Raw genomic sequence first — 26669 nt, forward strand, 5'->3', positions numbered from 1 at the left:
GGTGCGCCAGCCCCATCCTCCAGAAATTTATGAGTTAATCGAGGTGAGGGACCCTAAGGTTCAAGCTCACTGGCGGCAGGTATCTAACGGTTACGAACTAAGCGTACGCCAGTCCGTCCAGTGCAGCGTCAGAAAGGTTACGCAAAAGCCCGTGATTGTTGGGTTTCGTGCCTCAACATTATCCCCCCTTTGAGTCAACCTGATGAATTGAGGTCCTCGTAAACCAGTAAATTAACTCTTTTTAACAGCCTTTTATCATTCTCTTGTAGCCAAATATAGTCAGACCAATATGCTTCGGGAAAAGTGATTTTAATTCATAAATTAATTGTTTAATTGACTTTTTTACAGATTTAGCTTGTTCAATTGATTCTAAGAGATGTTCGGCATTGGTAGGATTGGATAATAAATATAGTGTTTCTTGCCAAGAGTTAAATTCATCTAAAGACATTAAAACAGCTTGTTTTCCTTGATCATTACATAATATAGTTGGTTCTACATCAAGAATGACCCGCTCGATTAGTTTATCTAATTGGTGTTTGGCTTGATTACTCGTAATTGCTTTCATTTTTAGCTAGTCAGAGTTACATACACCAGAAATGTAACAGAAATTAACTTTTTTTTGGTCATCCAAACCTACGGGCGATCGCATTATGAGTCCGATTTTGTTATGGTAACTTACAATATAAGAGAAAATCTTAGGGTAACAAGCATGAAAATCAAGGGTTTTGGGTGGTGCGTTCTTCATAATCGTGGGGTGAAGCAGCAGATTGCTTCAAGGAAGGCACCCTACAAGAGGGACGATCGCTACGAGANTTCTGAATCCCCATCTCACCATCTCCCCATCTCCCCATCTCCCCATCTCCCCATCTCCCCATCTCCCCATCTCCCCATCTCCCCATCTCCCCATCTCCCCACACCTCCCTATCCCCACACTTCCCACACCTCCCACACTTCCCACACCTCCCACACCTCCCTCTCTTTCCCTGATCAGAAGTTCCCTATTCCCTGTTTCCTATTCTCTACCTGCAGCGCGATCGCATTAATTATTCTCTAGTCAGAGAAAATATTGACCAATTTTCATATCCGTAACAATAGGATAAAGTTTTGATAAAATTACTACATTCCATGGTGACATAGTACCCAATTTATGTCATCAATGAATAAAGGATTGTTTGACCGCAAAAACTCAAGCTCTTGGGGGAAGACTATAGTATAGTTCTGAGACTATGTCAGCAAAAGAATTTTGGTGGAGCATCTACGTCATTTAGATAGGTTTTGAAAAACGAAAAATCAAAACCCTGTAACTAATACAGCGGCAGATTGATCAGATTTTTCATTAGCTGTAATAATCGGTGCTTTTGTGAAGGTTTAGCATAGTAGTCTATTCTTGCCCATGACTCTGTAAAGGGTATCGGGATCATGGGGATTGAGTGGATATCAACTTGCTAGCGTATTACTTGCTGCCCAAAATTACCAACTAAAATTACCATAGCTTTAAACACAGATAAAGGTTGGAGACTACAAGACTATGACGAGAATTGAAGCCGAAAATTTTTCTAATATAACTAACTTTGTAACTACTGCTAATCCTGATGCCTCCGGGGGCGCACTAATCAGTCTATTTGATCCTGTTACTAATACTGCTTTCCCCCCTGGTACTGCTAGCACAAGCTTTAATCAGCCCACTGGTAGCTATGAAGTAATCATTGGCATCTTTGACGAAATAGATGGAGAAAGCACCGTCGATGTCAGGATTGGCAGTACCGTCTTTCCCACAATCACTCTTAATAATCCTTCCTCTACTGCTAGCGGTATCCCCGAAGCCTCCACTTTCGTCCCTTTGCAGATTAGCTCCAGCACGTTTATCCGTAATGGAGACCTGATCGAGGTTAAAGGTACTACTGATGGTGATGAATTCATCCGATTTGACTATATGGAGTTCAACCTGACCAACGAACTCCCGGTAGCAGTAGATGATACCGCCACAACCACTGAAGATACAACCGTTAAGATTAACGTCTTAGATAATGACACTGATACTGAGGGAGACAGCACTCTAACTGTTATTAGTGATCCCAGTAATGGTAGTGCAGTAGTAGATGACAATGGTACTCCTGATGATCTAACCGATGATTTTATTACTTACACTCCGAATCCCGACTACAATGGACCGGATAGTTTTACTTATCAGTTAAACGATGGCGTTAACCCTGCTGACACCGCTACCGTTAACATTACTGTTACTCCTGTAAATGATGCACCAGATGGTACTGCTGTGGTTAACAATAACGGTACCTTGGATAATACTAATGATGACGTTATTACTGATACTCCTGATCCAGATTTCAGTGGGAATGATAGCTTGATCGATCAGGTATCTGATGGCAACGGCGGCCTTGATACAGCGATCGATCAGGTATCTGATGGCAACGGCAACCAAAATACAGCGACTGTTGATATTACTGTTAACTCGATCCCTACCTTTGTTCCTTCGACTCTGACTCAGAACCCTAACAATACTTTTACTATCACTAGTGACACCACTGGCAACGCTCAACTCCTATTCTCCTTTATTAGTCGAAACGCTACTAATGTCAATGAAATTGGAGTTTTTGTCACCGATGATGACCAAGGTACAGTTAATGGTATTGCTCCTGGTCAAGAAGGGTATGTGGAAGCGGCTCTATCTAATGCTCAGACTATTTTCTCTGTGCTGTTGAATCCTGAAGATAGTGGTCAAACTACTCGTCTGATTAACAATTTTGATGTAGGAGATCAATTAGGATTTTACCTAGTACAAAATAGCACGAAAGAGGCAGTGCTAGCAGGACAAAATGCTTCTGTATTCTTCGGTGATGCTTCCTTCAATAGCGATGGTTTAGACCATATCCAAAGCGAGACTAATAGTGACGGTGTCTTGACTTTAAACTTTGAAGATGCTGATGATCAAGACTTTGATGATTTAGTGGTAACGGTTCAAGACGCTTCGGCTTTGACTCCGACTGTGGGGATAGGGAATCCTCAGATTCAAGGGCAAGTGGAGCTACTGGATTTAACCGATGTGACTGGAACAGTAACACCTGAGATTGTGGTTAGTAGTCAAGCAGTGTTTGAGAATAGCTTTGGCTTTTATCAGGTTGATGATGCTAGTGGTAGAATTGGCAATCTCAACCCCGGTGATGCCGGTTATGCAGAGCTTGCAGTCTCCAACCAGGTAGATTTAGCCAGTGGGGTATCCGGTGGGGTACTGTTAGCTCCGTTCCTAATTGCTAATGGCACTGTTGAAGAGTTCTTGACTCAGAATCCTACTAATCAGCAGGGTTCCGGTCTCAATGCCTACTTTAGTTTCTTACCTGCTAACCCTGATCAATTTGATCACGTCCGCCTACTAGGGGACAACCGGTTTAGCTTCGAGGATACCTTTGGTGGTGGTGATTTAGACTATGACGACTTGGTAGTAGAGGTTATTTTCTGAATTTAATCGGGAGTCGGGACCCACCCCTAACCCCTCCCAGGAGGGGAACGGGAATCGGGAATCGGGAGTCGGGAATCGGAATTGGGTTGTTGGTAGAACAGGCAAGATGCCTGTGCCACACAACTTCCTGTTCCCTGTTCCCTGTTCCCTGTTCCCTGTTCCCTGTTCCCTGTTCCCTAAGATGGATTCTGCCATCCTTCCACAATCGCCATGCCCACATTCACATAGGGATTATCTAATAATTCTTTAAGGGCTTCTTTACCACCACTTTCTAAGGCACTAAGCAACCGTTGTTTAGTAGTTGCTGGAATCGCAATATTCACAAACGCTGTCTTTTCTAAATCAGTGGCGTTGGGGTTACTTTGCTCTAATTGTTTTAATAATTGTTGGATTTCGGCGGCGGCTTCGCTTAGGGTTTGGTTTTTCTCCGGGGCATAATTGTGTTTAGTTTGACTACCAATTTCTTGATTAACCTCACTTTGAGTCCCATCGACAAAGTTATTTTGAGACTGAGATCGATCGTATTGAAACTGATACTTGGAATGATAGTTGGAGTGATTAGAGTCTGAGGTTGATTCACTCATAGCGTTGTTTTCAACAGTGATAAGTCGGCTGGCTTGTAGTCTAGCAATTTCGATTAGGTCTTGGTAATGCTTCTGGTAAAGAGCAAGCACGCCATGATTGTTGGTGGTTTGGGTTAGCTCTTGACGAGAATTAAACCGCTGGATGAACTGGTCACTGACGACATGGTCTTTGGTTTCCGCAGCCGATTGAATCAGGACTTCCCGTAATACCAGAGCTTGGTTAACCTCCAACAGGGTGGCCAGCAGCAGGTAGACACCGCGAAATCGGGGGTCAGTCAGATGCTCGTGCTGACGTTCTCGATTCTCGGTTTTCAGGAAGGTCTGGACGATAAAGTATTCCTGGATTTTATCGTGACGAAATTTCCATTCTCGATAGGTACGACCAAACCCATCCTTATGCTGACGAGTCAGTACCATTTTATACCGTTCCATGCAATGCAACTCATCCAAGCAGCCCTCTTCTGGGATGGTAATTTGATCATGGAGGCGCATCTGATAAACGGTTTCAGCAAATTCAGCCAGGGGAAAGGGACAAAGGTGAATCTGTTGATAGTCCTCTGCCATGATCTCATACTGCTGCTGTTGCAAGTTCAGCAAATCCGGGTCTTTGCCCTGGGCCAACAGTTGCGCCACCAAGGTCAAATCCATGGGATTGGACAGAAACCGACGTACTGCCGCTAACTCCTGTTTGGATTGGTTTTGCTGGAGTTGGCTGGCCAGATAGTCTTCACAGGCTTGCTCGTAGGCCACACCGGATACAGGGACATCCTCCGGCAAAATCCCTTGACGAGAGGTGAGGAACTCTGCAATTTGCTGGCGCTTCAGGGGTTGCAGCACGTAGGTTTTGGCCGTCGCTGGCGGTGTCCATTCCAAGGGTTGGGTGGTGAGGATAATATGCCCCTGGACGTGATGCTCCACAAAGGTATTAATGGTAGCCCTGGTGTCAGGGCTGACTTCATTGAGTCCGTCAATGCAGATATCTAGAGTATTGTAGTTAATCAGGCTTTGTAGGAATAATGGGTCCTCAGCAGCGATGGGCAATTTAGCTTGAATCGCTTCCACCACACCACCGGCACATTGGCTAGCTGGCAGGTACACCGATAGCCGACCCGAGGTTTTGACTAAATTCCGCAGAAACATGGACTTGCCCAGTCCCGATTCCCCGACCAGAACGACGGGAGACTGGAGTTGGCCAATGGCAGTTTGAATCGGTTGGGTATGGGTGGCTCGTGTAATCTTAACGTGAGAGTCGGGAAAGTAAGCCTGGGGATCAAAGCTATCTAAGCTAGCATCGGCCACCAGCACCTGACGGAAGGGAGCCAGTAATCGGTAGCGCAACCAGGGAATCCAGGTCAGAGCGATGCTGATATAGCCTAAGCCCACAATGGTGCGGAATTTCCAGTCCCAGATTAGGCCTTGGACTTGCAGAGAACGAGGATAAATGATGATCAGCAACAACCAGCCACTGACATGGACTAACCAAATCTTAAACCCAATCAAAAACCAATGCTGTCCTTCTAGGGCCAGAATTTTAGCATTGACGGCGGCAGCAAGTTGGGAGTCTATAGACTTAAGATTATTGTAGTGTTGCTTGAGCAGATCCATATCTGCTTGCTTCCAGTTCACCTTGTTAACAACTATGGCAATCTGCCTTTCTAAGTCTTTGCGCAGTTTAGGCAAATCTTGACTATCTTCCCAGATGTTGGCAAATAGGTTGAGAACTTTCACCCCTTCTTGGTCATTGATGACCCGAATTTCATAGGGATATTTATCAGGTGAGCCTAGCCAGTGGATTAACAGCAGTGAGTCTTTTTCCCCGCCACTGAGGAAATATGCCAGAAAACGTAAGCTTGGTGCTTCTCTTTGGTACCGGTAAACTTCATTCAATACATAAAGTAAGTTTTTTACCTCAAATGGTCCCATCCGCTCCAGAGCTTTTGTTGCACTATCACGGACAGTACTATCTGAGTCGGTTAAAAGTTTGGCGATTTCGGGAGCGTACTCAGAGGCATTAGTTCCCATCTGACCCAGAGCTTCTAGCGCATTATGACGGACCGACCTATTTGAGTCGGTTAAAAGTTTAGCGATTTGGGGAGCATACTCAGAGGCAGTAGTTCCCATCTGACCCAGAGCTTCTAGCGCATTATGACGGACCGAGCTATTTGAGTCGTTTAAAAGTGGAATGATTTGGGGAACATACTCAGAGGCGGCTGCTCCCATCTCACCCAGAGCTCGTACCGCCCTATTAGGGAAATGGTTATCTGAGTCGTTTAAAAGTGGAATGATTTGGGGAACATACTCAGAGGCGGCTGCTCCCATCTGCCCCAGAGCATATGCCGCACTTAAACGGACATGACTATCTGAGTCGGTTAAAAGTTTGGCAATTTGTGGAGCGTACTCAGAGGCGGCTGCTCCCATTTTCCTCAGAGCCGATGCCGCACTTGAACGGACATGACTATCTGAGTCGGTTAAAAGTTTGGCAATTTCGGCAGCATACTCAGGGGTCGCTGCTCCCATCTGACCCAGAGCATCTGCCGCATTATCACGGACATGACTATCTGAGTCGGTTAAAAGTGGCATGATTTGTGGAGCATACTCAGGGGTCGCTGTTCCCATCTGACCCAGAACATATGCCGCACTAGCACGGACATTACTATCTGAGTCAGTTAAACGTTCAACAATTTGGGGAGTGTAGTCAGAGGCGGCTGCTCCCATCTGACCCAGAACATATGCCGCACTTGAACGGACATGACTATGTGAGTCGGTTAAAAGTTTGGCAATTTCGGGAGCGTACTCAGAGGCGGCTGCTCCCATTTTCCTCAGAGCCGATGCCGCACTATAACGGACATTACTATTTGAATCGGTTAAAAGTTTGGCAATTTCGGGAGCGTACTTAGATGCTGCTGCTCCCATCTGACCCAGAGCTTCTACCGCACTATAACGGACATTACTATTTGAGTCAGTTAAACGTTGCGCAATTTGGGGAGCGTAGTCTTTAGCTACTCCCATCTGCCCCAGAACATATGCCGCACTACCAATGACCAACCTATCTGAGTCGGTTAAAAGTTTGGCAATTTGGGGAGCATACTCAGAGGCTGTTGTACCCATTTCCCCCAGAGCATCTGCCGCACTATAACGGACATTACTATTTGAGTCGGTTAAAAGTTTGGCAATTTCGGGAGCATACTTAGAGGCGGCTGCTCCCATCTGACCCAGAGCCGATGCCGCATTAGCACGGACATTACTATCTGAGTCGGTTAAACCTTTCGCAATTTGGGGAGCGTATTTATAAGTGGCTGCCTCCATTTCCCCCAGAGCTTTTTCTGCACTAGCATAGACTCTCGACTGAACCAACTTTATCTCATTCTCGGTCTGATCCTTACTCTCATACTCATAGGTCAATAACTCTGCAATCTGCTCAATTGTGTCGTTAGGAATCTTAACGGGGGGCTTGAGTTCCTTCAATTCATACTCAGACAATTTGTCCAAAGCTTCAGCCCATACCAAGGGGTCGGTATCATCGAGTGCTGCCACAATCCCCTTGAGCTGCCACGATTTTGGCTCAGGTTTCTTTTCTTCAGCGTGACTCCCGTTGACAATCAACAGTACCGCTACTAGCAGTGCTAATAAATAACATAGGCACTGGGTAACACCAGTCTTAACGATAGGAAAAAGCTTTGGGCGGTTGGCATCGCCTCTATGGGGCATGGTGGTAGTTTCCCACGGAGTTAGTAAGGTCAATATATGAAAATGTTGTCGCTAGACCCTAAGTCCAGCAACCTTTTGACACTACGATGCTCCCCGAAGGTTAGTTTTAATTATACCAATTTTAGTGACTATTATATAGAACAGGGAATCGGGAGTCGGGAATCGGGAGTCGGGAATCGGGAATCGGGAATCGGGAATTGGGAGTCGGGAATTGGGAGTCGGGAATCGGGAGTCGGGAATCGGGAGTGTGGGAAGCATGGAGTTTATGGGAGGTGTGGGAAGTGTCCCCCCCTTGTTAAGGGGGGTTAGGGGGGATCCCCACCTGTTTGACCTCGTGGCTGGAATTAGGTTCTTGGTAGAACAGGCATCTTGCCTGTGATCAATATTTTCCTCACAGCATCGAAGCCTATTCTACACAACTACTCCCGATTCCCGATTCCCGATTCCCCATTCCCTATGTCACAGGCAAGATGCCTGTGCCACACAACTATTCCCTATGTCACAGGCAAGATGCCTGTGCCACACAACTGCCTGTGCTACGGAATTACTCCGTGATCAAGAAAAATTAGAAACTTGGCACCAGGCATCAAGGCTTTCAGAGCCTGCACATAGCCCTTAGCATCAGCAGGGCTGTCGAACCGAGCGAAAACCATTGGTGGCATGGGTGGTAACAACCGAACCATGACCCATGGGTATAGGCGTCTATGGGACATAAAATTAAGTTATCTCCTGTAAGGGGGACCAAGAGCCAGCCTTCCAGCCTGCGAAAACTCTTAGGCTGGCTCTTCCCATGGACTTTATTTTGTCCACATTTTTAGTTTACCACAAAAAATATTATATTATAGCATATTTTTAATTTTTTGTAACAAACTTTTTTTGAGGGAGTAGGGAGTAGGGAGCAGGGAGCAGGGAGCAGGGAGCAGGGAGTGTGGTAAGTGTGGTAAACAGGGTGAGTGTTCCCCCCGCTGTTTTGGGGGGTTAGGGGGGATCCCCAGTTGGGGTTTCGCTATTTTCAGCTGAAACAGGCAAGATGCCTGTTCCACAACCCTAAATCTTCTCCGTTCCCGATTCCCGATTCCCGATTCCCGATTCCCGATTCCCGATTGCCTACTCCCTACTCCCTATTCCCTTATTTAGCAGAAATAGAAAATTACTACTATAAAGACTTGATAAACTTAACCGAATACTAGTGACATTAACCAAAACTCATGACATCAATGAGTAAGGTATTTTTTGGAGAGCAAGGGAAGAGCAGGTATGGCAAAGCTCTTTCCTTTTTCTAGGGGATATTACGGGATAAATTTTTTCTAGCGATCGCTTCATTGTAATTAAGATGTTTAATTAAAAATATAAACAAGACGAAGGCAATAAATACTTAATAACCTTTCGGATCCAAGAATATTTTTAATTAAGAGAAGAGCATCCTTAAAACTGTCTTATGGCATCTGACATTTTGCCATCAATCTGGAAAATAAATCCGGATATCTGGAGGTAAGTAGGTATTTATTTATTGGTAGATCATTAGATAAGCATTCAGCGTTGTGCTATCCACTATATGCTATCAGCTATTAATGATAAGTTCAACAGCAATTTTGCTATGACCTGGATGTAACGCCAGGGTCACCCGTAAAAACAAACCTATGGACTTATTCTCTTGATATCAAAGGCTATCAGCTATCAGCTGACCGCTGCTGAGGGCACCTCAAGTAGCGTGGCCAAAGGCCTTTAGCTAATAGCTGTTGGCGTAGCCTGCGCGTAGCGCATATGCTTACCATCATTGTCAACGTTAAGTGCCCACAGCCTTAGCAACCGAGGAGTTTTTTAAGACGAAATATTATGGCGAGATTTGAATTTGAAGACCCCCGCTTTACTCTAAATACTTTTCAAGTTAGTAATAATAACGATGCTTCAAATAATAATGTGATCGATTTCCCTAACGGTAATAGCACTGGCACTGCTACTACAACCTTTGATCTGCCCAGTGGCACTTACAAGGTTGTCCTGAGGGTTGCTGATGAGACAGACGGGAATAGCACAGTCGGTGTCACCATTGGTGATCAGACATTTCCATTCACTCTCGATGATCCCAATTCTGGTGCTGGTATTTTTGCTGATGCTGATTCGTTCAAGGAGCTGACCGTTAGCAATAGCATATTTATTTCCGAGGGGACTCAAATCACCATTAGTGGGGACAGTGACGGTAATGAACGTGTTCGACTTGACTATATTGACTTCAACCTGATTAATGAAGCTCCTGTTGCAGTAAATGACACTGTTAGTAATGATGGCAATCCCGAAGTTACCATTAATGTCTTAGCTAATGACACTGATGCTGAAGATGATGCCTTGACTGTGGTCATTGACGCTCAGGGCGGTAATGGCACAGCAGTAGTCAATCCAGATAACACCATTACCTATACGCCAAATGCGGACTTCACTGGGCCTGATACCTTCACCTACCAAGTCAGTGATGGTGTCAATGAAGTTACAGCTATCGTTAACGTTGATGTCACTGCTGTTAATCAACCTCCAGTACCCACCGAGGATACTGTTACTATTGCCGTAAACAATGCAGTTAATATCAATGTCCTAGCTAATGACACTGATGCTGAAGATGATGCCTTGACTGTGGTCATTGACGCTCAGGGCGGTAATGGCACAGCAGTAGTCAATCCAGATAACACCATTACCTATACGCCAAATGCGGACTTCACTGGCACTGATACCTTCACTTATCAGCTCAGTGATGGTGTCAATGAAGTTACAGCTACCGTTAGTGTTGATGTCATTGCTAATGAAGCTCCAGTACCGGTAGAGGATACTGCGACCACTGCACCAAACACTGCAGTTACTATCGATGTCCTAGCTAATGACTCTGATCCTGAAGGGGATGCTCTGACTGTAACCCTTGACCAGCAGAGTGCTAATGGTACGGCAGAAGTCAATCAAGATGGTACCATTACCTATACGCCAAATGCGGACTTCACTGGCCCTGATAGCTTCACCTACCAGATAGATGATGGCATCAATGATCCAGTCACAGCTACCGTTAACGTTAATGTCACTGCTGCTAATCAAGCTCCAGTAGTGACAGGCGGTAACAATACTGCTACCACTGAGCCAAACACTGAAGTTACCATTGATGTTCTAGCTAATTACTCTGATCCTGATGGAGATCCGCTAACCTTTACCATTGTCACGGATCCAACCAACGGTACGGCAGCAGTCAATGATAATGGCACTCCGGATAATGGCACAGATGACTTTATTATCTATACGCCCAATGCCGACTTCACTGGGACTGATAGCTTAACTGTCGAGGTAAGCGATGGCAATGGCGGTAGTAGCACAGCCACTATTGACATCACCATTGAAGAGAGTGGTCCGGTATCCTCGACTCTGACTCAGAATGCCAATAATACTTTCACGATTACCGGCGACACGGCTGGAAAATCCCAACTCCAATTCACTCTTACAGGTCGCGAGGCTGGTGAGGTTAGTGAAATTGGAGTATTTGCTGTTGATAGTGCCGAAGGTACAATCAATGGCATTGCCCCTGGTCAGAGTGGTTATGTACAAGCTGCTCTATCTCAGGCTAAGACAATTTTCTCTGTTCTCCCTGACGGTTTAGGTAGTGCTCAACCCACCCGCATCATCGACAATTTTGACGTCAACGATAACCTGGTATTCTACGTAATCCAAGGTGGCTCTAAAGATGGGGTGCTAGGGGGACAAGATCCTACCTCCAACGTATTCTTTAGTGGTGCTTCATTTAATAGCGATGGTCAGAACCATGTACAGGTCACTGACAATGGCAATGGTTCGTTAACCTTGGGCTTTGAAGATGGCAATGACTTCGACTACAATGATGCCACTGTAGTTGTCTCAGACGGTTCAGGTTCGACTCCGCCAGTGGGAGTAGGCACTACCCAGATTCAAGGGCAACGGGAACTGCTGGATTTGAGGGACGTGACTGGTACAGTTACTGGTAGTCTTGTGGTCAACAGTGAAGCTTCTTTCAATAATACCGTTGGCTGGTATCGGATTGATGATGAAAGTGGCACAGTTAACGGTATTAGTGTTGGTAATGCTGGTTATGCACAAGCTGCACTATCCAATCGGGTAGACTTAAGTGCTGGAGTATCCGGTGGGGTAATACTGGCTCCATTCCTGATTTCCGATGGTACAGTAGCGGAGTTCCTAGCTGATAATCCTTCTAATGCAGATCAAGAGGATTCCGACCTGAATGCCTTCTTTGCTTTCGTGGGGGCTAACCCAGATGGAGTTGACCACGTTCGCCTGCTAGGGGATAACACCTTTGGTTTCGAGGATCTGTTTGGTGGTGGTGACCAAGACTACAACGATGTGGTAGCACAGGTTAACTTAACTGTTGTCTAAGTGTTGTCTAAGTAGAGTGTGTTAGTAACGCACCCTACAATTACTCCTACAATTACTCAAGCAGATATAGCTTACAAGCCTCAGGATCAGCTGAGGTTTTTTTTGTTTCATCCCATATTTTCACTGTTAAAATTAAAAAGCAAATAGCACTATAGCAATTGCAATCCTATCTATATGAACTCCTATCGTCGATTTAACCTAACCTTGGCAGCAGTTACCTTTCCCAGTTTATTTGGGTTTGGCTTATTGAACGCTGCTGTTGACCCTTACGGAGTTATAAATAGCCCAGAGTTACCCGGTCTAAATCAGTTAAAACCTGAACAATTTAACCATGTTAGACTATTCAAGGCTATAGATGTTATTCGTAATGAACCCAAAATCGTTTTGTTAGGTTCATCACGAACTGACCTGGGACTTAACCCAAACCACCCAGGACTGGAACCAGGAAAGTCCGGATACAATTTGGCACTAGTTGGTCCAAATATGTATGAAGTTAAACGTTATTTTGACCATGCTCTAACTAATCAACCGGATTTAAAAACCGTTGTGATTGGTATTGACTTTTTCATGTTCAATGACTTGAAAACTAATGCTCCAGATTTTAAGGAAAGTCTTATTAATCAAGAAACTATTCCCCTGCAAGAGTTGATTAATTCGACCCTATCCCTAAACGCGCTTAATGCTAGTAGAGCCACTCTAAGTTCTAGTATCAATTCAAAGGCTTACTTTCTCTATGATGCCAATGGTAGGCGTTTTATTTATAACAATAAGCCCAAGAAACCTTTACCAGCAGGGTTTCAGGAGATGCTCAAGGGCTTAATGACAAGTGAGGGCTATTATAAAGAATATCGACTTTCCGCTAGTTTTTTGAATGATCTTCAAGACATTGTCGATACCTGTAAGGAAAAAGGGATAGAGCTAAAAGTATTTATATCACCATCCCATGCTACTCAATGGGAAAGTCTTCGGGTTACCAGACTGTGGCCAGTGTTTGAAGAATGGAAACGTCGGTTAGTGGAGATTACACCAGTGTGGGATTTCTCTGGCTATAACAGCATTACCACAGAAGCGATTAGCGAAGAGATGAAAAACTATTGGGATAGCTCTCATTATCGCGAAGAAGTAGGTGATCTAATCCTGAATCGCCTATTCAGTTATCAAGCTCACACTGTTCCAGAGGATTTTGGTGTTCTAATTACACCAGACAATGTTGAATCCCACCTCGGTAAAGTTAGGAATGAGCGGGAGTCATGGGCAGAGACTAATGGTGATCTAGTAAAGTTAGTGGAAGATTTAAACCAAAAATCTGAGATAGCCAGTAAGTAAGTTTCCTATACTTGGTGTGGTTTGGTAAGCATTCAGCTTGTAGGGTGGGCAAAAACATTTTGGTTAAAATGAGTCTTCTAGATAAGATAACTTTGCCCACCCTACTTTAATTGGTATTTTTTTTACACGCAAGTAGCCAAAAAATAAAAGACCAGATTTTAGCTTGTAGGGTGGGCAAAAACATTTTGGTTAAAATGAGTCTTCTAGATAAGATAACTTTGCCCACCCTACTTTAATTGGTATTTTTTTTACACGCAAGTCCCTAAGCTGAATGCTTAGCCGAAAGATTCAAGAGCTTCCCCTGGGCTGATTCTAGAATCGCGTCTCGGATGAAGAAACTTGCTTGGATAATCTCTATTCCAATTAATTCTCCTGCTTCATTGAGTTCGGCGGTAATGTTAGGACTAATTTCGACACTACCTGCTTCTGGTTCATCAGACAGGGTAAGGTGAAGGATATCCTCTTGTTCAAAGTATGTCATCTTGGCCTTATTAATTAATGGTATAGCGGTTTTCAATTATGTGAGGTACATTTGGGTTTTAGGGAACAGGGAATAGGGAATAGGGAATAGGGAACAAGTAAGCAAGTAACAGGCAACACGTAAAAATAAAAAAATATGTGTACATCATTAGGCTGGAAAACGCTATAAATCTCCCAGTTCTTAATTTGATTGCGGAAAGTGACAGAACAGGGATTATACCATGTTCAGATAATCATTTATAAAAAAAAACATAGCTGACTTTTCGGAGGTAATTTCCCTCGTCATCCCCTGTTCCCAGATCCGCTGTTCCCTGTTCCCTATTACCTACTTTTATAAGTTTTCAACCGAACATGATATAGTATCTATTTTCCAGTCAATTGACCAATTTGTTTCAAATCGACATTGCCACCACTGATAATGACACCAATCCGAGCATTGGGCATTTTAATAATCCCTTCAAGTAGGGCAGCAGCAGCTAAGGCACCAGTGGGCTCAACTACAATTTTTAGCCGTTCCCAGAGGAAAAACATGGTACGGATAATCGCAGCTTCCGATACAGTTACCATGTCATCAACGTAATGAAGGATTAGGGGAAAGGTAAGTTTGCCGAGGCTGGGAGTTCTGGCTCCGTCAGCAATAGTGTTGGGATTGTCAACAGTTTGGAGGATTTTGCTATGGAAGGAACGGGTGGCATCATCGGCCTGTGCTGGTTCTACACCAATCACACGGCAATTAGGACATAGGGTTTTGGTTGCGATCGCACATCCTGAGAGTAAGCCACCACCACCACAACACACCAGTAACAGATCCAGTGAACCGACTTGTTCTAGGAGTTCTTTGGCAGTAGTACCTTGTCCAGCAATAATGTGGGGGTGATCGTAGGGAGGAATGATGGTGAGTTTGCGATCGCGTGATAACTCTTCAGCTAATGCTTCCCGTCTCAATTCAGCGCGATCATATAAAATTACTTCAGCACCATAGCCACGGGTAGCGGCTTGCTTGACCGCTGGGGCATCTTTGGGCATCACTACAGTGGTGGGGATACCGAGGATAGTGCCAGATAATGCGATCGCTTGGCCATGATTACCAGAAGAAAAGGTGAGAACCCCTCGCTGTTTTTGTGCTTCAGATAGTTGTGACAGAGCGTTATAAGCCCCTCGAAACTTAAAGGCACCAATACGTTGGAAGTTTTCGCATTTAAAGAAGACTTGAGCATTGGTGAGCTGGTTGACCGTTCTGGAGGTATGGACTGGGGTTTGATGGGCATTCCCCGATAGGCGTTTGGCGGCAGCTTCTATGTCAGTGTAGGTTACGGGTAATGCTTGCAGTTCCATAGCAGTAGGGGAGTCGGGAATCGGGAATCGGGAGTCGGGAGTCGGGAGTCGGGAGTCGGGAGTCGGGAGTCGGGGAGTCGGGAGTCAGGGTAAGAAACTTGAATATACCTGATCAGTATAAGAAACAGGCTTACTGAATTCTTAATTCTAAATTCTTAATTCTTAATTCTAAATTCTTAATTCTTAATTCTTAATTCTTAATTCTTAATTCTAAGATTACTTCACCACTTTTAGACGATGTGGTGAGGGTTGATCATAGAGAACAATAAAACCACCAATAACCACCACAGCCAATGCTGAGGGGACTAATGGTACCCAATACCCTTGTTTCAAAAGACCTAAGCAGGAGCCGTAGAGAATCGATAGAGCCAACAGCAACACACCCAAACGTAGGGAGGATTTACAGCGCCAACACACCAGACCAGCCGTTAGGCACCAACCCCAAATCCACACTACTTCACGCCATGTAGGCCAATCCCGTATCAGGGGTCGCTGATCTAAAACAGCACTTATAATCTGACTTACCATGTGGGCATGGAGAATCACTCCTGGTGTTTGATCCTCTATTTCATTACCTTTACTATAGGGTGTAAAAAAATAATCCTCACGGCTGGGAGCAGTAACGCCAATCAGAACAATTCTTCCCTTGAAGGCATCACCATTGATCTTACCGTTTAGAACTTGAGAGAGAGTGACTTGGGGCACAAAATCTTCTGGAGATTGGTGAAAACGGTAATTCAGCATGATTTGGTGTCCCCAGGCATCCAGGTTATGATAACTGCCAGTATGATGGGTTAAGGGTGTAAAGACTACATCACCTAGCTGTAAATATCCTTGATCTGTGTAGGTGGGAGATATTTCCTCTGCCACTAGATACCGCATGGCCAACTGGGTACTCAGAGCATAGGAAGCACTACAAACTGATGTGGGATCAGGGTTAAAGGCCAACAGATGGCGACGGATCACCCCGTCTGGGTCACCTACAACATCACTAAAGGCCAAGTTTTGTTTCGGAACTTCTGGGGGCGGTGAAATTCCTTGATCCTCTTCGTTACTGGCTTTGCAGACCGTAACTAAATTCTCGGTTTGCTCTAGGAGCGTTCCCAAATCTTGGTAGTCTGGGGCTACAGGAAAATCACGATGAATATCTAGGCCAATTACTTTGGCTTGAGAGGAATTAAGTATTTCTAATAGTTGTTTGAGTGATCGGTCTGATAAGGAGGTACCTGGTCTTAAATCCGACTGCTGAGCTTTAATATCTTCTTCAGTAACCTCTACCACTATAATACGGGAATCAGGAAACTCCGCTGGTCTTCTATTAATCAGGTGGTCGAAGGCTTTCAATTCCAAACCTTGGAGTAAACTGAGCTGCTGTATAACTATCAAGAAGCATGTAATTACTAAACTGCTCACTAATACCTGGAGCAAGCTCAGCTTAGGACGTACAGGTGGAGGTGGAGGTGGAGGTATAGGTGGAGGTGGGACAGGGTTATCTATCAACCCTTTCCAAGTCGGTGGCGGGGCGGCGGGATTCTGACAAATTATCGGTAACCAAGTTGCACAAGGAAACTCATCTTCTATCCCTTGTAATCGTTCCCTAGCTTCCCGCACTGCTAAATAGAAGGACTGCCCCCGAGCAAAAGCGGTTAAAAAATATTTCAAAAATTCCTGTGAAACCCGGTCAGGTACCGGTTCTCGCATCACAACAATTTGGGGAATCTGTAAATTAGCCAGATTTGAGGCTAAACCCAAGCCATCACAAGAATTAAAAATCGCTATTTTTAAGCCTTTTCCAATTGCTCTTTTTAAGCCAAACTTTAACTGATTAATGGTTAAACTATCGGTTTTATTAATATAAATGTGACCCGTTTCATCATTGTTTTGACTGGAACTATGACCAGCAAAAAAGAGGATATCCCAGCATTGCTCCCAAAGGGCTTCATGGACTTGCTGGCGCTTGGGTTCTATGAGAAACTTGATCTGAGCATCAGGTAATTCCTCTAGCAACTTCTGATCTGCTTCGGTATCAATACCAAAACTATTGCCAATAATTGCTAAAATTCTCACATTCTGGTGGGGCTTGGGATTTAGAGTGACTGGTTCAAACTTTAAGGCACTTAAAGCAATTTCAGCCTTGGAATAGCGTTCCCAAAAATCCCACAGATGCCAGGGCAGTCGCCGTAAACAACTGTTCTCGGTTTGAATAATGAGACGAATTTCATCCGAGGGTAATAGTTGTTCGAGTAATTTCTCCTTAATCGGTCGAAATGGCTCTGAGGATAGCCAAGCATTTAAGCGATCGCCTAATACTTGGGCAGCATTGTAGCACCGTTCCAGTTTAGATACATTGGTCACTTGTACCACTGATGCTTCTAGACGGGAACGTAACCCCAAACTGTGATAACTCGTTGTCCAACTTTGGCACGATTGCAGAATTTCAGGAGCAGGAGGTAGCCTGCCAGTGATTTCCAACAAAGGGCTTTTGCCCTCTTCCAAAATCTGTAAAGTGACTGGAAACCCTTGGTCAAAACAACCATTTCCTATCTTTAAGACAACTAATTTCCCAATACTGCGCGTGTTATTGGTCATTGGTCATGGATCACTTGTGTTGCAGATGTGATTTGTCCCCTCATTTTACCTATTTATAGAGGTTGATAGAGGTTTATAGAGGGTGTATCGGTGCCTTAGGATTGACCACTGACTGATCTCAAAACTGATCTCAAAAAAGACACCAGATAACCGATCTATCCCCGTAATCTGAAGGACTTTGAATTATAACGCTTTCAGTGGTGTGTCGATGGCTAAATTCGGTAATTCTTAGATTGGCGGTAGACCACGGTACGGGTTCAGATGGTAAAATCCTCAATAATCCTGGCATCGTCAAGGGCAACTTCGACACTAAATTGCTCTCCTGGTACACCACTGAACTGCAATTGAATGTAATTATCGATTTGTCTGGCTTGGGCTTCGAGAAACACTGTTCCGGATGCATCCAGCACAGTGAGTGTGAGGTGGGGAGGCAAATAGGTTTTACTGCCAGTGGGATATACCTTGAGGCGAATATTTTGCTTGAGTTCAGATTCTGGGACAAGTTCCACCACCAAAGCCACGGGGGAACCCGCTAGCAATAGCCCTAAGTCAATCAACTTAGCCCGCCTAATCCCCACATCAAGATTTTCCTCTAGGGGTAATGCTTCAGTTGACTCTAGACCAACAGAGCGGAAAGCGAACATTGGTTCGGGTGGGTTTAAAAAGTTTTCCAAGCTTTCGAGAGTTTGCCAACCAGTTTCAACCACATTGTTTAACCATTGACTCAAGTTTACCTTTGTTCTTTGGACTACCTGTGAGATAGGTTGATGGAAGTGATCGATTAAATCATCAACAGGTTGTAGTTGGCTAATGGGTAACTCTTCGGTATCAGCAGTTGGAGTAAATCCTAACACTGTCCCCTCCGACGATCGTTCATCAATCTGAACAACTACATAGCCAATCCGATCACACCAAACTTCGGGGGGAATATGGCAGACGGAATCTTGGACTTTGATCGGTCGGCATTCGATACGACCGATACCGGATACTTCCAAGTCTGCCACATTAGCTAACAGGCGTATAATAGGGTTCCAGCTGTCTGAGGCTTTTAAATCTGTAGTCATCCCCATCATTTGCATGTAATCATTGACAAGCAAGACAGCCAAGGTGTTGAGTCGAACTTGCTCAGCTTTTTCAGGGGTAGGCTGTTGCCTAGCAAATTGCTCAGCACTCCTGCGTGCATTCTGAGTAATGGGCAGAGGAAGGGCAAATTGTTCTAGGTTATGGGTGTTGTAGGTCATAGGAATTGTGTTTCTGTACTGATGTGAACACCTTGACTGAAGAAAGTTAATGTTAAGGTAAGTCTTTTTAAGGAACCTCCTATTATAGATATCCTTCCGATTCTCCAAATTTACGCAAACGGGGCAAACATTGTCGCTGATAAAAGCTACTTAATGTAGAAATTGATACATTAAACTCTTCTGATAGGGTTTTCCAGCTAGTTTCTGGAGGCAAGCGTCGCCAAATTAAGACTTGGCAGGTGACCTCTGGATTACCTTTGATATGGGTAGTGCGTAGATCACTATCAACAGCCGCCCTTTCCACCCATTCCCTGACATCTTCGAGTAAGGTAGGCACGTCGGGTGGAGCGGCCACACTATTGAGCGGGTCAACATTTTGACCATTTTTACCCTTGCTAGAAGATACTGTCTTACCTTGTCCGTCTATAGTCTTGATGCGAAAGTCTTGGAGTCGTTTCTTCAAGTAGAAATTGAGCCAAGTGATCACACTGCCACGGCTAGAGTCGTAGGGATTACCGGTTTTGCCTTCGCAAATATTCTGGCAAAAGTAAATCCAGGTTTGTTGGAGTGCGTCTTGATAGTAGGGAGTATGTTCTTGCCAAAGCTTCTTAGTGACTAAACGAATAATTTTTGTTAAGTTTCTTTGACGGTGAGCGCTTCCAGGTGGATGACTACATGCTGCGGTCACTAGCTGGTTGAGCTGCTCATATAGTTGAGTCATAATGCGATCGCTCCGCCTTTGCTGATATTGCCTTTCTCCGAAAATACTATTTTCAAACAGGTATGCATATCTTATGCAGGGTCAGCCTTAGGTCTCTAATCTGAACTACTCCAGGATACTCGGAGTTTTGGTTAAGACTAACCCAGTATTCAGCTGTTGACAGTTTAGTTATTATGTGTTAATAACGAGGGACTAGAAACTCGGATTAACTTTATAACCTAGAATATAAAACACTTAATAGTTAATAGGAAACATTAAAATACACTAAATAATTACTTAGTGTTAAAAAAAAACAATTGAAGTCAAGTATTAATACCTAACACCTAACACCTAACACCTAACACCTAATACCTAACACCTAAGCTAAGCAGTGATGTTTCCCAATTCCCAAAAATTTCTGATCAAATTTTCGGGAATCTGTGGAAGACACCTTGTAGTAAGTAAGTAACGTAGCTTTACTAGAGCTTGTCAAACATCTTGGACAGTTTTTGACATATGTCTCTAGGATTTCCTCCCAGTTGATGTACAGTGGCGGTTGTGACAATGGTTGCAGCCGCTTTTTTTTTGGAGGGGAATGGGTAATGGGTAATAGCCACTGCTGTATTTAGGATTGTGCCAATGCGTTCGCCTAGGGGCTCTTTTGGAGGATCCCATGACCGATCACAGAATTACCTTAACATAACTTCATAGTTGTGCGATCCTGAAAAAAGAGTTATCAATAAACTCAAGAAAAGGTCAATGTCAGAATTCTCAGAAATAAAACGAGTAGTTGTAGTGGGTGCTGGATGGGCAGGCTTAGGCGCAACTCACCACTTAGCCAAACAAGGTTACGATGTCACTCTCCTAGAAGCAAGTTCCTATGCCGGTGGTTTAGTGGCAGGATGGAAAACAGCGGGTGGACGTTCTGTAGAAGGGGGAATTCATGGTTTCTGGTATCCCTATCACAACATTTTCAACCTGGTAAAGGAACTCCGACTCAATCCTTTCACTCCTTTCACCCGTTCTTCTCAGTATTCCCCTGCTGGATTAGAAGTCGAATCCCCTATCTTTCAAAATGAACCACGACTTCCGACGCCCCTAGGAACCTTCCTCTACACCGACTTCAAACGCTTACCCCTGATTGATCGACTCTCTGCCTTACCCCTACTCTATGCTGTTGTTGACTTCGATAATTCCCACCAGGCATGGACTAGGTATGACTCGGTAAGCGCCCGTGAATTATTTAAACAGTTTGGGGTTTCGGCACGACTGTACAAGGATTCCTTTGAGCCCATGCTGTTAGTGGGTTTATTTGCTCCAGGAGAACAATGTTCAGCTGCAGCAGCCCTAGGAATGCTGTATTACTTCATTTTGGCTCACCAACCGGACTTTGATGTGGTCTGGTGCCGAGGAACAGTAGCACAGATGATATTTAAACCCTGGGTGGAACAGATTGAGAAAGCCGGGGGAAAGGTACTTACCAATAAACGGGTCAATGACATTATTATAGACCACACAGGCAAGGCCAAAGGGGTAATTTGTGGTAATGAATGCTTTGAGGCTGACGCAGTGATTTTTGCTGTCAGTGTCAATGGTATGAAGAAAATCCTTCAGAGTAGCACCATGCTCCAAAGCCGCAAGGAATTCCGCAACCTGATGAATTTAGGGGGAATTGATGTGCTATCAACCAGGCTATGGTTTGACCGCAAAGTTGAGATTCGCCATCCCTCTAATGCTTGTTTTGGCTTTGATGCAACCACGGGTTGGACATTTTTTGACCTTAATGCTTTGCACGATGAGTACCGGGATGAAGCTGGTAGCGTGATTGAAGCAGACTTTTACCATGCTAACCAGTTGCTACCCCTGAGTGATCAGCAAATTATCCAGAAAGTTCAGCGTGACTTAGGCACCTGTGTTTCTGGTTTTCGAGAGGCAAATCTGATTGACAGTAGTGTGATTCGAGTACCGCAAGGGGTGACTCACTTTGCTCCCGGTAGCTATCAGTATATGATGCAGCGAACCACTAGTATTGAAAATGTATTTATGAGCGGGGATTGGATTATCAATCGCCACGGTTCTTGGTCTCAGGAAAAGGCGTATGTTACCGGTTTAGAGGCAGCAAATTTGGTGATTAGGCGGTTTAGACAGGGTAATCTGGCCAAGATTATTCCTGTTGATGCTGATGAATTCCATATTCAGGTGACACGGAAGATTAACAAAACTGTACGGGAGTTTGGTCAGACGTTATTCACTAATTTTTGGTTACCTTGATTTAATTTGGTAATTTTAAGGAATAGGGAATAGGGAATAGGGAATCGGGAATCGGGAATCGGGAATCGGGAATCGGGAATCGGGAATAGTTGCGTAGGGTGCGTGATAAGACGGAAAGCCTCTGATTTTATCGGTAGCCAGTATTGGGACAGTCCGTCCGAGGCAGGAAACTGGCAAGATGCCAGTTCCACAACAAGATGCCCATTCCACCCACCGCGTCAAACAGCATGCATTGAGATGCACCCTTTTATAAATAGGTAATGAACAATTTTACTGATTTTTCATTACCAAAAAAAAACAAGCTTTTTAGTACTGTTCCCTGTTCCCTATTCCCTGTTCCCTTTTTAGTACTGTTCCCTGTTCCCTATTCCCTGTTCCCTTTTGCTATCAATCCTATGTTCACAACCCAAATACAAACACTATAGTAGAGTAATGGAAAGCGTTCAGAACTCAGAAAGGCTTGTTGTTACCTTCTACAAATGGGTAGGTATTCTGGTTTTGGTTTACCTACTGATTGTGGCAGTAGGGATAATTGGTACAGGCTTTAGGTCAGCTACTGGGGAGCAAGTCAAGGAATTGTTCGAGTTTGCTACTAATCCCTTTGCTGGCTTAATTGTCGGTACCCTAGCAACTGCTTTAATCCAATCGTCAAGTACAGTAACCTCGATTATTGTCGGTCTAGTAGCTGGTGGTTTGCCAGTCGCAACGGCTGTTCCAATGGTTATGGGGGCTAACATTGGCACCACTATCACTAATACACTGGTTAGTTTAGGACATATTCAAAATAAGGACGAATTTAAACAGGCTTTTGCTGCTGCAACCATCCACGACTTCTTCAATCTGATTAGTGTCGTTATCTTCCTACCTTTGGAAATTACCACTCACTTCCTGGAAAAGATTAGTCTGTTTTTAACAAGCCTGGTTGTGGGGGAAAACTCGATTAATTTAAACAACGTTAATCTGATTAAATTTGCCACTGCTCCAGTCACTGATAGGATTAAAAATGTCAGTAACATTTTACCAGAACCATTTAATGGTATTGCCCTGATTGTCCTAGGTATCAGTGTTATTTTCCTATCGATTTTTTTCATTGGCAAACTTCTCAAAACCCTAATGGTAGGACGAGCGAATGAGATGTTGCACACTGCTATCGGTAACGGTCCCATTGCTGGGATTGCTTCTGGGACACTAGTCACGGTAATCGTGCAATCTTCCTCGACAACCACCAGCCTGATCGTTCCCCTAGCTGGTACAGGTTTATTGAGTTTACAAGAAATTTATCCCTTCACCCTAGGGGCAAATATCGGAACCTGTATCACTGCCTTACTTGCGGCGACCGGAATAACGGAAAACCCAATCCCTGCTCTAGAAATAGCTACAGTGCATCTACTTTACAACACCCTCGGAGTTGTGATCATCTACAGCATTCCTGTTTTGAGACAAATGCCAATCCTGGGTGCAGAAACCTTAGCTACTGTTGCCACTGAGCGGAAGTATTTAGCATTCCTCTATATTGGAAGCGTTTTCTTCTTGATTCCGGTACTACTTCTAAGTCTATCGACGTGGCTGTAAGTATTCAGCTATCAGCTATCAGCTATCAGCTTTGAATGTAGAATGAAGAATGAAGAATGGAGAATTAATTCTTAATTCTTAATTCTTAATTCTTAATTCTTAATTCTGACAGACAACTTGGGGATTATTGCTAATCCAGTTGTCGATATCTTTTAAAACCTGATCGGGAATTTCCCAAGGAAACAAGTGAGCAGTATTGTCATAGCATTGCCATTGGCTATCCTTAAGATGTTGAGCGGTTTCTCGACTTGATGCTGCGGTAATATGGCGATCAGCAGCTCCTGCTAAGACCAGGGAGGGGCATTGAATCTGCTGTAAGTCTGGCAAACGGTTATACCCAGCCCTAATGGCAGCGTTTAGTGCTTCTGTAGCGGCTTGGGAGGTCTGTAAATAGGCTGATATGGTGTGGTTGGCAAGATATTGGTAGGTGCTGGTTGTGTGTTGTTGGATCAGGTATCGAAAAAGCGATCGCTTACCAAATGTGTCAATATTCCACTGCCATCCTGGTTGTAACCAATTTAATGCAGAAGCGATGCCGGTATAGAGATTATCCTGCCAACTAATGGGGGGATGATTACCCCAAGGTCGAGCGGCTGTGGCGATTAAAATTAAACCTGTGACTCTCTGAGGTAGCTTCAGAGCAAGCTCCATTGCCAAAATTCCCCCTAAAGACCAACCTAGTATCAAACAGCGGTCAATGTGGTAGTAGTCGAGAAGGGATTCCAAGTCAATCAGGTGGTCGGTCATCTGAAAATCCCGATCAGCTGGACTTCTACCATATCCTCGCAAATCAGGGCTGATAGTCCAGAACTTCTGGGATAGATGTTGGGTAAAAACCGAAAGGCACTGACTTGAGCCGGGATGACCGTGAAGGCACAGAATTGGGAATCCTGACCCCTGGAGGTCAGTGTTGAGATATACTGCTGCTTGGTAGTTTTTTTTAATCCCATTCATGTTAATTGTTAATTGTTACTTGTGTAAGCATTCAGCCATCAGCCGTCAGCCGTCAGCCGTCAGCTTATTTTATTCAATAGCACCTCAAGGAGGTTACGCTATGGGCAGAAACTTTGTAAGCATTCAGCTGATAGCTGATAGCTGATAGCTGATAGCTGATAGCTGATAAGTGAAATGGTATGATCTCTTTTACTTATAATCGCACTGTGCGCTTTTCAGATACGGATGCGGCTGGTGTGGTCTATTTTGCTAATGTTTTATCTATCTGCCATGAAGCCTATGAAGCCTCTCTAGATGTATCGGGCATTAATCTCAAGTCCTTTTTCACTCAGCCAGCTGTGGCAATTCCGATTGTTCATGCCAGTGTGGACTTCTTGGGTCCTATGTTTTGTGGGGATCCACTGCTGATTCACGTGATGCCTGAGCAGTTGAGTGAAAGTAAGTTTGAGATTGCTTATCAGGTTGTTACAGCTTCTTCATCGCAACAGTTACTGGCCAAGGCAATTACGAAGCACGTTTGTATTGATGCAATGACTAGAACTAAAACTCCCTTACCTAAGGAAATCGTGGAATGGCTAGGGAGTAGGGAGTCGGGAGTCGGGAGTCGGGAGTAGGTAAGAGGTAAAAAATCCTCTTTACCTGATAGCTATGAAAAACTCTTTACTAATTTTATCATCCCTTATGATATAGCTGACGGCTGACCGCTGACCGCTGACAAAAAAAATAGCCGTAGAAATACTATCCACGGCTAGTTCAACTTTTGATTGATGTCAGAAAAATACCCGAAACTTTCGGATGTGATCCTATGCTATCAGACCAAACCCAAGGCCAAGGGGGGAAAATCCCCCCAGAAATTTAAGGTGTTATGGCAACAACCAATACTTGGTCATAGTAGTGATCACTTCACCCGGAATATCGGTCGGCTCCAGAGGAGTCCACTCTGCGATTTCTGCATAGCCCAATGAATAAAGCATCTGCATACTATGGATTACTGATTGACGAGGACCTTTCAGAGTGTGCTGAGTAGGTTGTTTCTTGAAGTTGCGAGTAAATTATTCTGGCATCTTTCAAAAGTTTAACTTTGATTTACAATGATTATTGTAATAATTATAAAAATATTTGTCAAGGGTTTTAAAAAGGTTTTTTTTTGGTTTAGGAGTAATAAAAAAAAGCGATTATCTGTAGGAGAATCGCGTAGCGGCTCTTTAAAATGGTAAGCATGTGGCCTTTGGTAAACGGCTGAATGCTTACAGCTTTATCAGTCAGTCAACTAACCCATAGTCTTTGAATTGGATAAGCATCAAATTTATTATCCCGACTAATCAAAACCAGAGATCTATTCATGGCTTGAGCAATCAACATTCTATCAAATGGATCACGATGATGTAGGGGTAGATTAGAAATTTGCAGGGTGTCGATAAATGCAATAGGTAGTAAAGTAATATCTGATGATTGCAGTTCAGATTCAATGGTTTGATAATTTCGTTGCAGTGATAACTTACCAAGATTCAACTTAATCGCAATTTCCCAGAGACTAGCAATACTCAGATAAACGCTATCCGCTGCATCAATCATGTCTCTTAGTTTATTAGGCAAATTTGGGTCATTTTCAGATAACCAGATCAAGGCATGAGTGTCTAACAGGAAAGAGCTCATTCCATATATTCCTTAAAATCGTCTAAGGGTTCATCAAAATCATCAGGTAATGGTAGCACAAAGGTTCCTTTTAAGATACCTGAACGACGTTTCTTGCTAGCATGCTGCTCTGGGGAAACATCTTGGGAGTAGTTTTCCATTAGATACTTGGCATAATGCAGCAGTTCTTGTTTTAGGGATTCTGGCATTTTACCCACTGTTTGTAAGATTTCTGTGTCAATATTCATGGGTTTTACTAGTTTAGTTTGTGTTCAATAATTTTTATAATAATGTATAAAATATTATAGCATTTTTAGTTTATTTATGAATAGAGCCTGGATCGAAACAAGGAGCAGGGAGCAGTGTCAAGATATCCGAGGAGTGTTTGGTGTTACGATAAA

At 44.0% G+C, this 26669-nt stretch carries 24 protein-coding genes and 1 pseudogene; 10 read left to right on the forward strand and 15 right to left on the reverse strand.

Translation table 11 applies throughout. The features are described 5' to 3' along the window. A partial coding sequence (locus F6K51_RS10170; RefSeq protein WP_293020039.1) for a hypothetical protein occupies positions 1 to 193 on the forward strand: 193 nt, incomplete at its 5' end. A gap of 48 nt (positions 194 to 241) precedes the next feature. On the opposite strand, the gene F6K51_RS10175 is transcribed toward F6K51_RS10170, so the two are convergent. Then, positions 242 to 565: a type II toxin-antitoxin system Phd/YefM family antitoxin gene (locus F6K51_RS10175; RefSeq protein ID WP_293020040.1), complete on the reverse strand. Its 324-nt coding sequence runs from the start codon at positions 563 to 565 to the stop codon at positions 242 to 244. A 963-nt stretch (positions 566 to 1528) separates the two neighbouring features. Here F6K51_RS10175 and F6K51_RS10180 point away from each other — a divergent pair. Beyond that, complete coding sequence (locus tag F6K51_RS10180) at positions 1529 to 3475, forward strand: DUF4114 domain-containing protein (protein WP_293020041.1); 1947 nt, start codon at positions 1529 to 1531, stop codon at positions 3473 to 3475. Here the strand turns inward: F6K51_RS10180 and F6K51_RS10185 are convergent. The 3 genes from F6K51_RS10185 to F6K51_RS10195 all read right to left on the reverse strand — a co-directional run bounded on the left by F6K51_RS10185 (position 3437) and on the right by F6K51_RS10195 (position 8025). Further along, positions 3437 to 3670 carry a hypothetical protein gene (locus F6K51_RS10185; RefSeq protein ID WP_293020042.1) on the reverse strand — a complete coding sequence of 78 codons (234 nt, stop codon included), beginning with the start codon at positions 3668 to 3670 and terminating at the stop codon, positions 3437 to 3439. The two genes, F6K51_RS10180 and F6K51_RS10185, sit on opposite strands and share 39 nt — an antisense overlap. Then, positions 3652 to 7767: a HEAT repeat domain-containing protein gene (locus F6K51_RS10190; RefSeq protein WP_293020044.1), complete on the reverse strand. Its 4116-nt coding sequence runs from the start codon at positions 7765 to 7767 to the stop codon at positions 3652 to 3654. The genes F6K51_RS10185 and F6K51_RS10190 overlap by 19 nt, the downstream gene beginning before the upstream one ends. 81 nt (positions 7768 to 7848) lie before the next feature. Continuing rightward, complete coding sequence (locus F6K51_RS10195) at positions 7849 to 8025, reverse strand: hypothetical protein (RefSeq protein WP_293020045.1); 177 nt, start codon at positions 8023 to 8025, stop codon at positions 7849 to 7851. 111 nt (positions 8026 to 8136) lie between these two features. On the opposite strand from F6K51_RS10195, the gene F6K51_RS10200 reads away from it, so the two are divergent. Continuing rightward, positions 8137 to 8322: a hypothetical protein gene (locus F6K51_RS10200; RefSeq protein ID WP_293020047.1), complete on the forward strand. Its 186-nt coding sequence runs from the start codon at positions 8137 to 8139 to the stop codon at positions 8320 to 8322. On the opposite strand, the gene F6K51_RS10205 is transcribed toward F6K51_RS10200, so the two are convergent. After that, positions 8304 to 8480, reverse strand: coding sequence for a hypothetical protein (locus tag F6K51_RS10205; RefSeq protein WP_293020049.1), 177 nt, complete (start codon positions 8478 to 8480; stop codon positions 8304 to 8306). The genes F6K51_RS10200 and F6K51_RS10205 overlap by 19 nt on opposite strands. Before the next feature lie 282 nt (positions 8481 to 8762). On the opposite strand from F6K51_RS10205, the gene F6K51_RS10210 reads away from it, so the two are divergent. The 3 genes from F6K51_RS10210 (at position 8763) to F6K51_RS10220 (ending at position 13491) form a co-directional block, all read left to right on the forward strand. Then, positions 8763 to 8957, forward strand: coding sequence for a hypothetical protein (locus F6K51_RS10210; protein WP_293020051.1), 195 nt, complete (start codon positions 8763 to 8765; stop codon positions 8955 to 8957). A 646-nt stretch (positions 8958 to 9603) separates the two neighbouring features. Then, entirely contained in the window at positions 9604 to 12165 is a 2562-nt protein-coding gene (locus tag F6K51_RS10215) for an Ig-like domain-containing protein (RefSeq protein ID WP_293020053.1), read from the forward strand. A 174-nt stretch (positions 12166 to 12339) separates the two neighbouring features. Beyond that, entirely contained in the window at positions 12340 to 13491 is a 1152-nt protein-coding gene (locus F6K51_RS10220; RefSeq protein WP_293020054.1) for a hypothetical protein, read from the forward strand. Positions 13492 to 13753: 262 nt separating this feature from the next. On the opposite strand, the gene F6K51_RS10225 is transcribed toward F6K51_RS10220, so the two are convergent. The 5 genes from F6K51_RS10225 to F6K51_RS10245 all read right to left on the reverse strand — a co-directional run bounded on the left by F6K51_RS10225 (position 13754) and on the right by F6K51_RS10245 (position 19857). Next, positions 13754 to 13972: a DUF2283 domain-containing protein gene (locus F6K51_RS10225; protein ID WP_293020056.1), complete on the reverse strand. Its 219-nt coding sequence runs from the start codon at positions 13970 to 13972 to the stop codon at positions 13754 to 13756. A 362-nt stretch (positions 13973 to 14334) separates the two neighbouring features. Next, complete coding sequence (locus tag F6K51_RS10230; RefSeq protein WP_293020057.1) at positions 14335 to 15306, reverse strand: threo-3-hydroxy-L-aspartate ammonia-lyase; 972 nt, start codon at positions 15304 to 15306, stop codon at positions 14335 to 14337. A gap of 216 nt (positions 15307 to 15522) precedes the next feature. Continuing rightward, positions 15523 to 17895, reverse strand: coding sequence for a CHASE2 domain-containing protein (locus tag F6K51_RS10235; protein ID WP_293020058.1), 2373 nt, complete (start codon positions 17893 to 17895; stop codon positions 15523 to 15525). Positions 17896 to 18152: 257 nt separating this feature from the next. Beyond that, positions 18153 to 19136, reverse strand: coding sequence for a DUF1822 family protein (locus tag F6K51_RS10240; protein ID WP_293020059.1), 984 nt, complete (start codon positions 19134 to 19136; stop codon positions 18153 to 18155). 82 nt (positions 19137 to 19218) lie between these two features. Further along, positions 19219 to 19857, reverse strand: a complete 639-nt coding sequence (locus F6K51_RS10245; RefSeq protein ID WP_293020060.1) for a sigma-70 family RNA polymerase sigma factor — start codon at positions 19855 to 19857, stop codon at positions 19219 to 19221. Positions 19858 to 20595: 738 nt separating this feature from the next. Here F6K51_RS10245 and F6K51_RS10250 point away from each other — a divergent pair. Then, positions 20596 to 22107 (forward strand): FAD-dependent oxidoreductase, encoded by a 1512-nt coding sequence (locus F6K51_RS10250; protein WP_293020061.1) that lies wholly within the window; start codon positions 20596 to 20598, stop codon positions 22105 to 22107. A gap of 15 nt (positions 22108 to 22122) precedes the next feature. Here F6K51_RS10250 and F6K51_RS10255 read toward each other — a convergent pair whose 3' ends face one another. Beyond that, positions 22123 to 22329 (reverse strand): hypothetical protein, encoded by a 207-nt coding sequence (locus F6K51_RS10255; RefSeq protein WP_293020062.1) that lies wholly within the window; start codon positions 22327 to 22329, stop codon positions 22123 to 22125. Positions 22330 to 22367: 38 nt separating this feature from the next. Here F6K51_RS10255 and F6K51_RS10260 point away from each other — a divergent pair, with 38 nt between their 5' ends. Further along, on the forward strand, positions 22368 to 22532 hold the full coding sequence (locus F6K51_RS10260) for a hypothetical protein (protein WP_293020063.1): 165 nt from the start codon (positions 22368 to 22370) through the stop codon (positions 22530 to 22532). 7 nt (positions 22533 to 22539) lie between these two features. Further along, entirely contained in the window at positions 22540 to 23679 is a 1140-nt protein-coding gene (locus F6K51_RS10265; protein ID WP_293020064.1) for a Na/Pi symporter, read from the forward strand. Positions 23680 to 23778: 99 nt separating this feature from the next. Here F6K51_RS10265 and F6K51_RS10270 read toward each other — a convergent pair whose 3' ends face one another. After that, positions 23779 to 24633, reverse strand: coding sequence for an alpha/beta hydrolase (locus F6K51_RS10270; protein WP_293020065.1), 855 nt, complete (start codon positions 24631 to 24633; stop codon positions 23779 to 23781). Between the two features lie 179 nt (positions 24634 to 24812). On the opposite strand from F6K51_RS10270, the gene F6K51_RS10275 reads away from it, so the two are divergent. After that, positions 24813 to 25247, forward strand: a complete 435-nt coding sequence (locus tag F6K51_RS10275) for a thioesterase family protein (RefSeq protein WP_365939937.1) — start codon at positions 24813 to 24815, stop codon at positions 25245 to 25247. A gap of 249 nt (positions 25248 to 25496) precedes the next feature. Here the strand turns inward: F6K51_RS10275 and F6K51_RS10280 are convergent. From F6K51_RS10280 to F6K51_RS10290, 3 genes and pseudogenes are all read right to left on the reverse strand, one after another. Continuing rightward, positions 25497 to 25697: pseudogene (locus F6K51_RS10280) on the reverse strand (hypothetical protein). 202 nt (positions 25698 to 25899) lie between these two features. Then, positions 25900 to 26289 (reverse strand): type II toxin-antitoxin system VapC family toxin, encoded by a 390-nt coding sequence (locus tag F6K51_RS10285; RefSeq protein WP_293020067.1) that lies wholly within the window; start codon positions 26287 to 26289, stop codon positions 25900 to 25902. Continuing rightward, complete coding sequence (locus F6K51_RS10290) at positions 26286 to 26516, reverse strand: DUF2281 domain-containing protein (RefSeq protein ID WP_293020069.1); 231 nt, start codon at positions 26514 to 26516, stop codon at positions 26286 to 26288. The genes F6K51_RS10285 and F6K51_RS10290 overlap by 4 nt, the downstream gene beginning before the upstream one ends. Positions 26517 to 26669: the final 153 nt, after the last annotated feature.

It is taken from the genome of Moorena sp. SIO3I8, from assembly GCF_010692325.1.
Taxonomy (GTDB): domain Bacteria; phylum Cyanobacteriota; class Cyanobacteriia; order Cyanobacteriales; family Coleofasciculaceae; genus Moorena.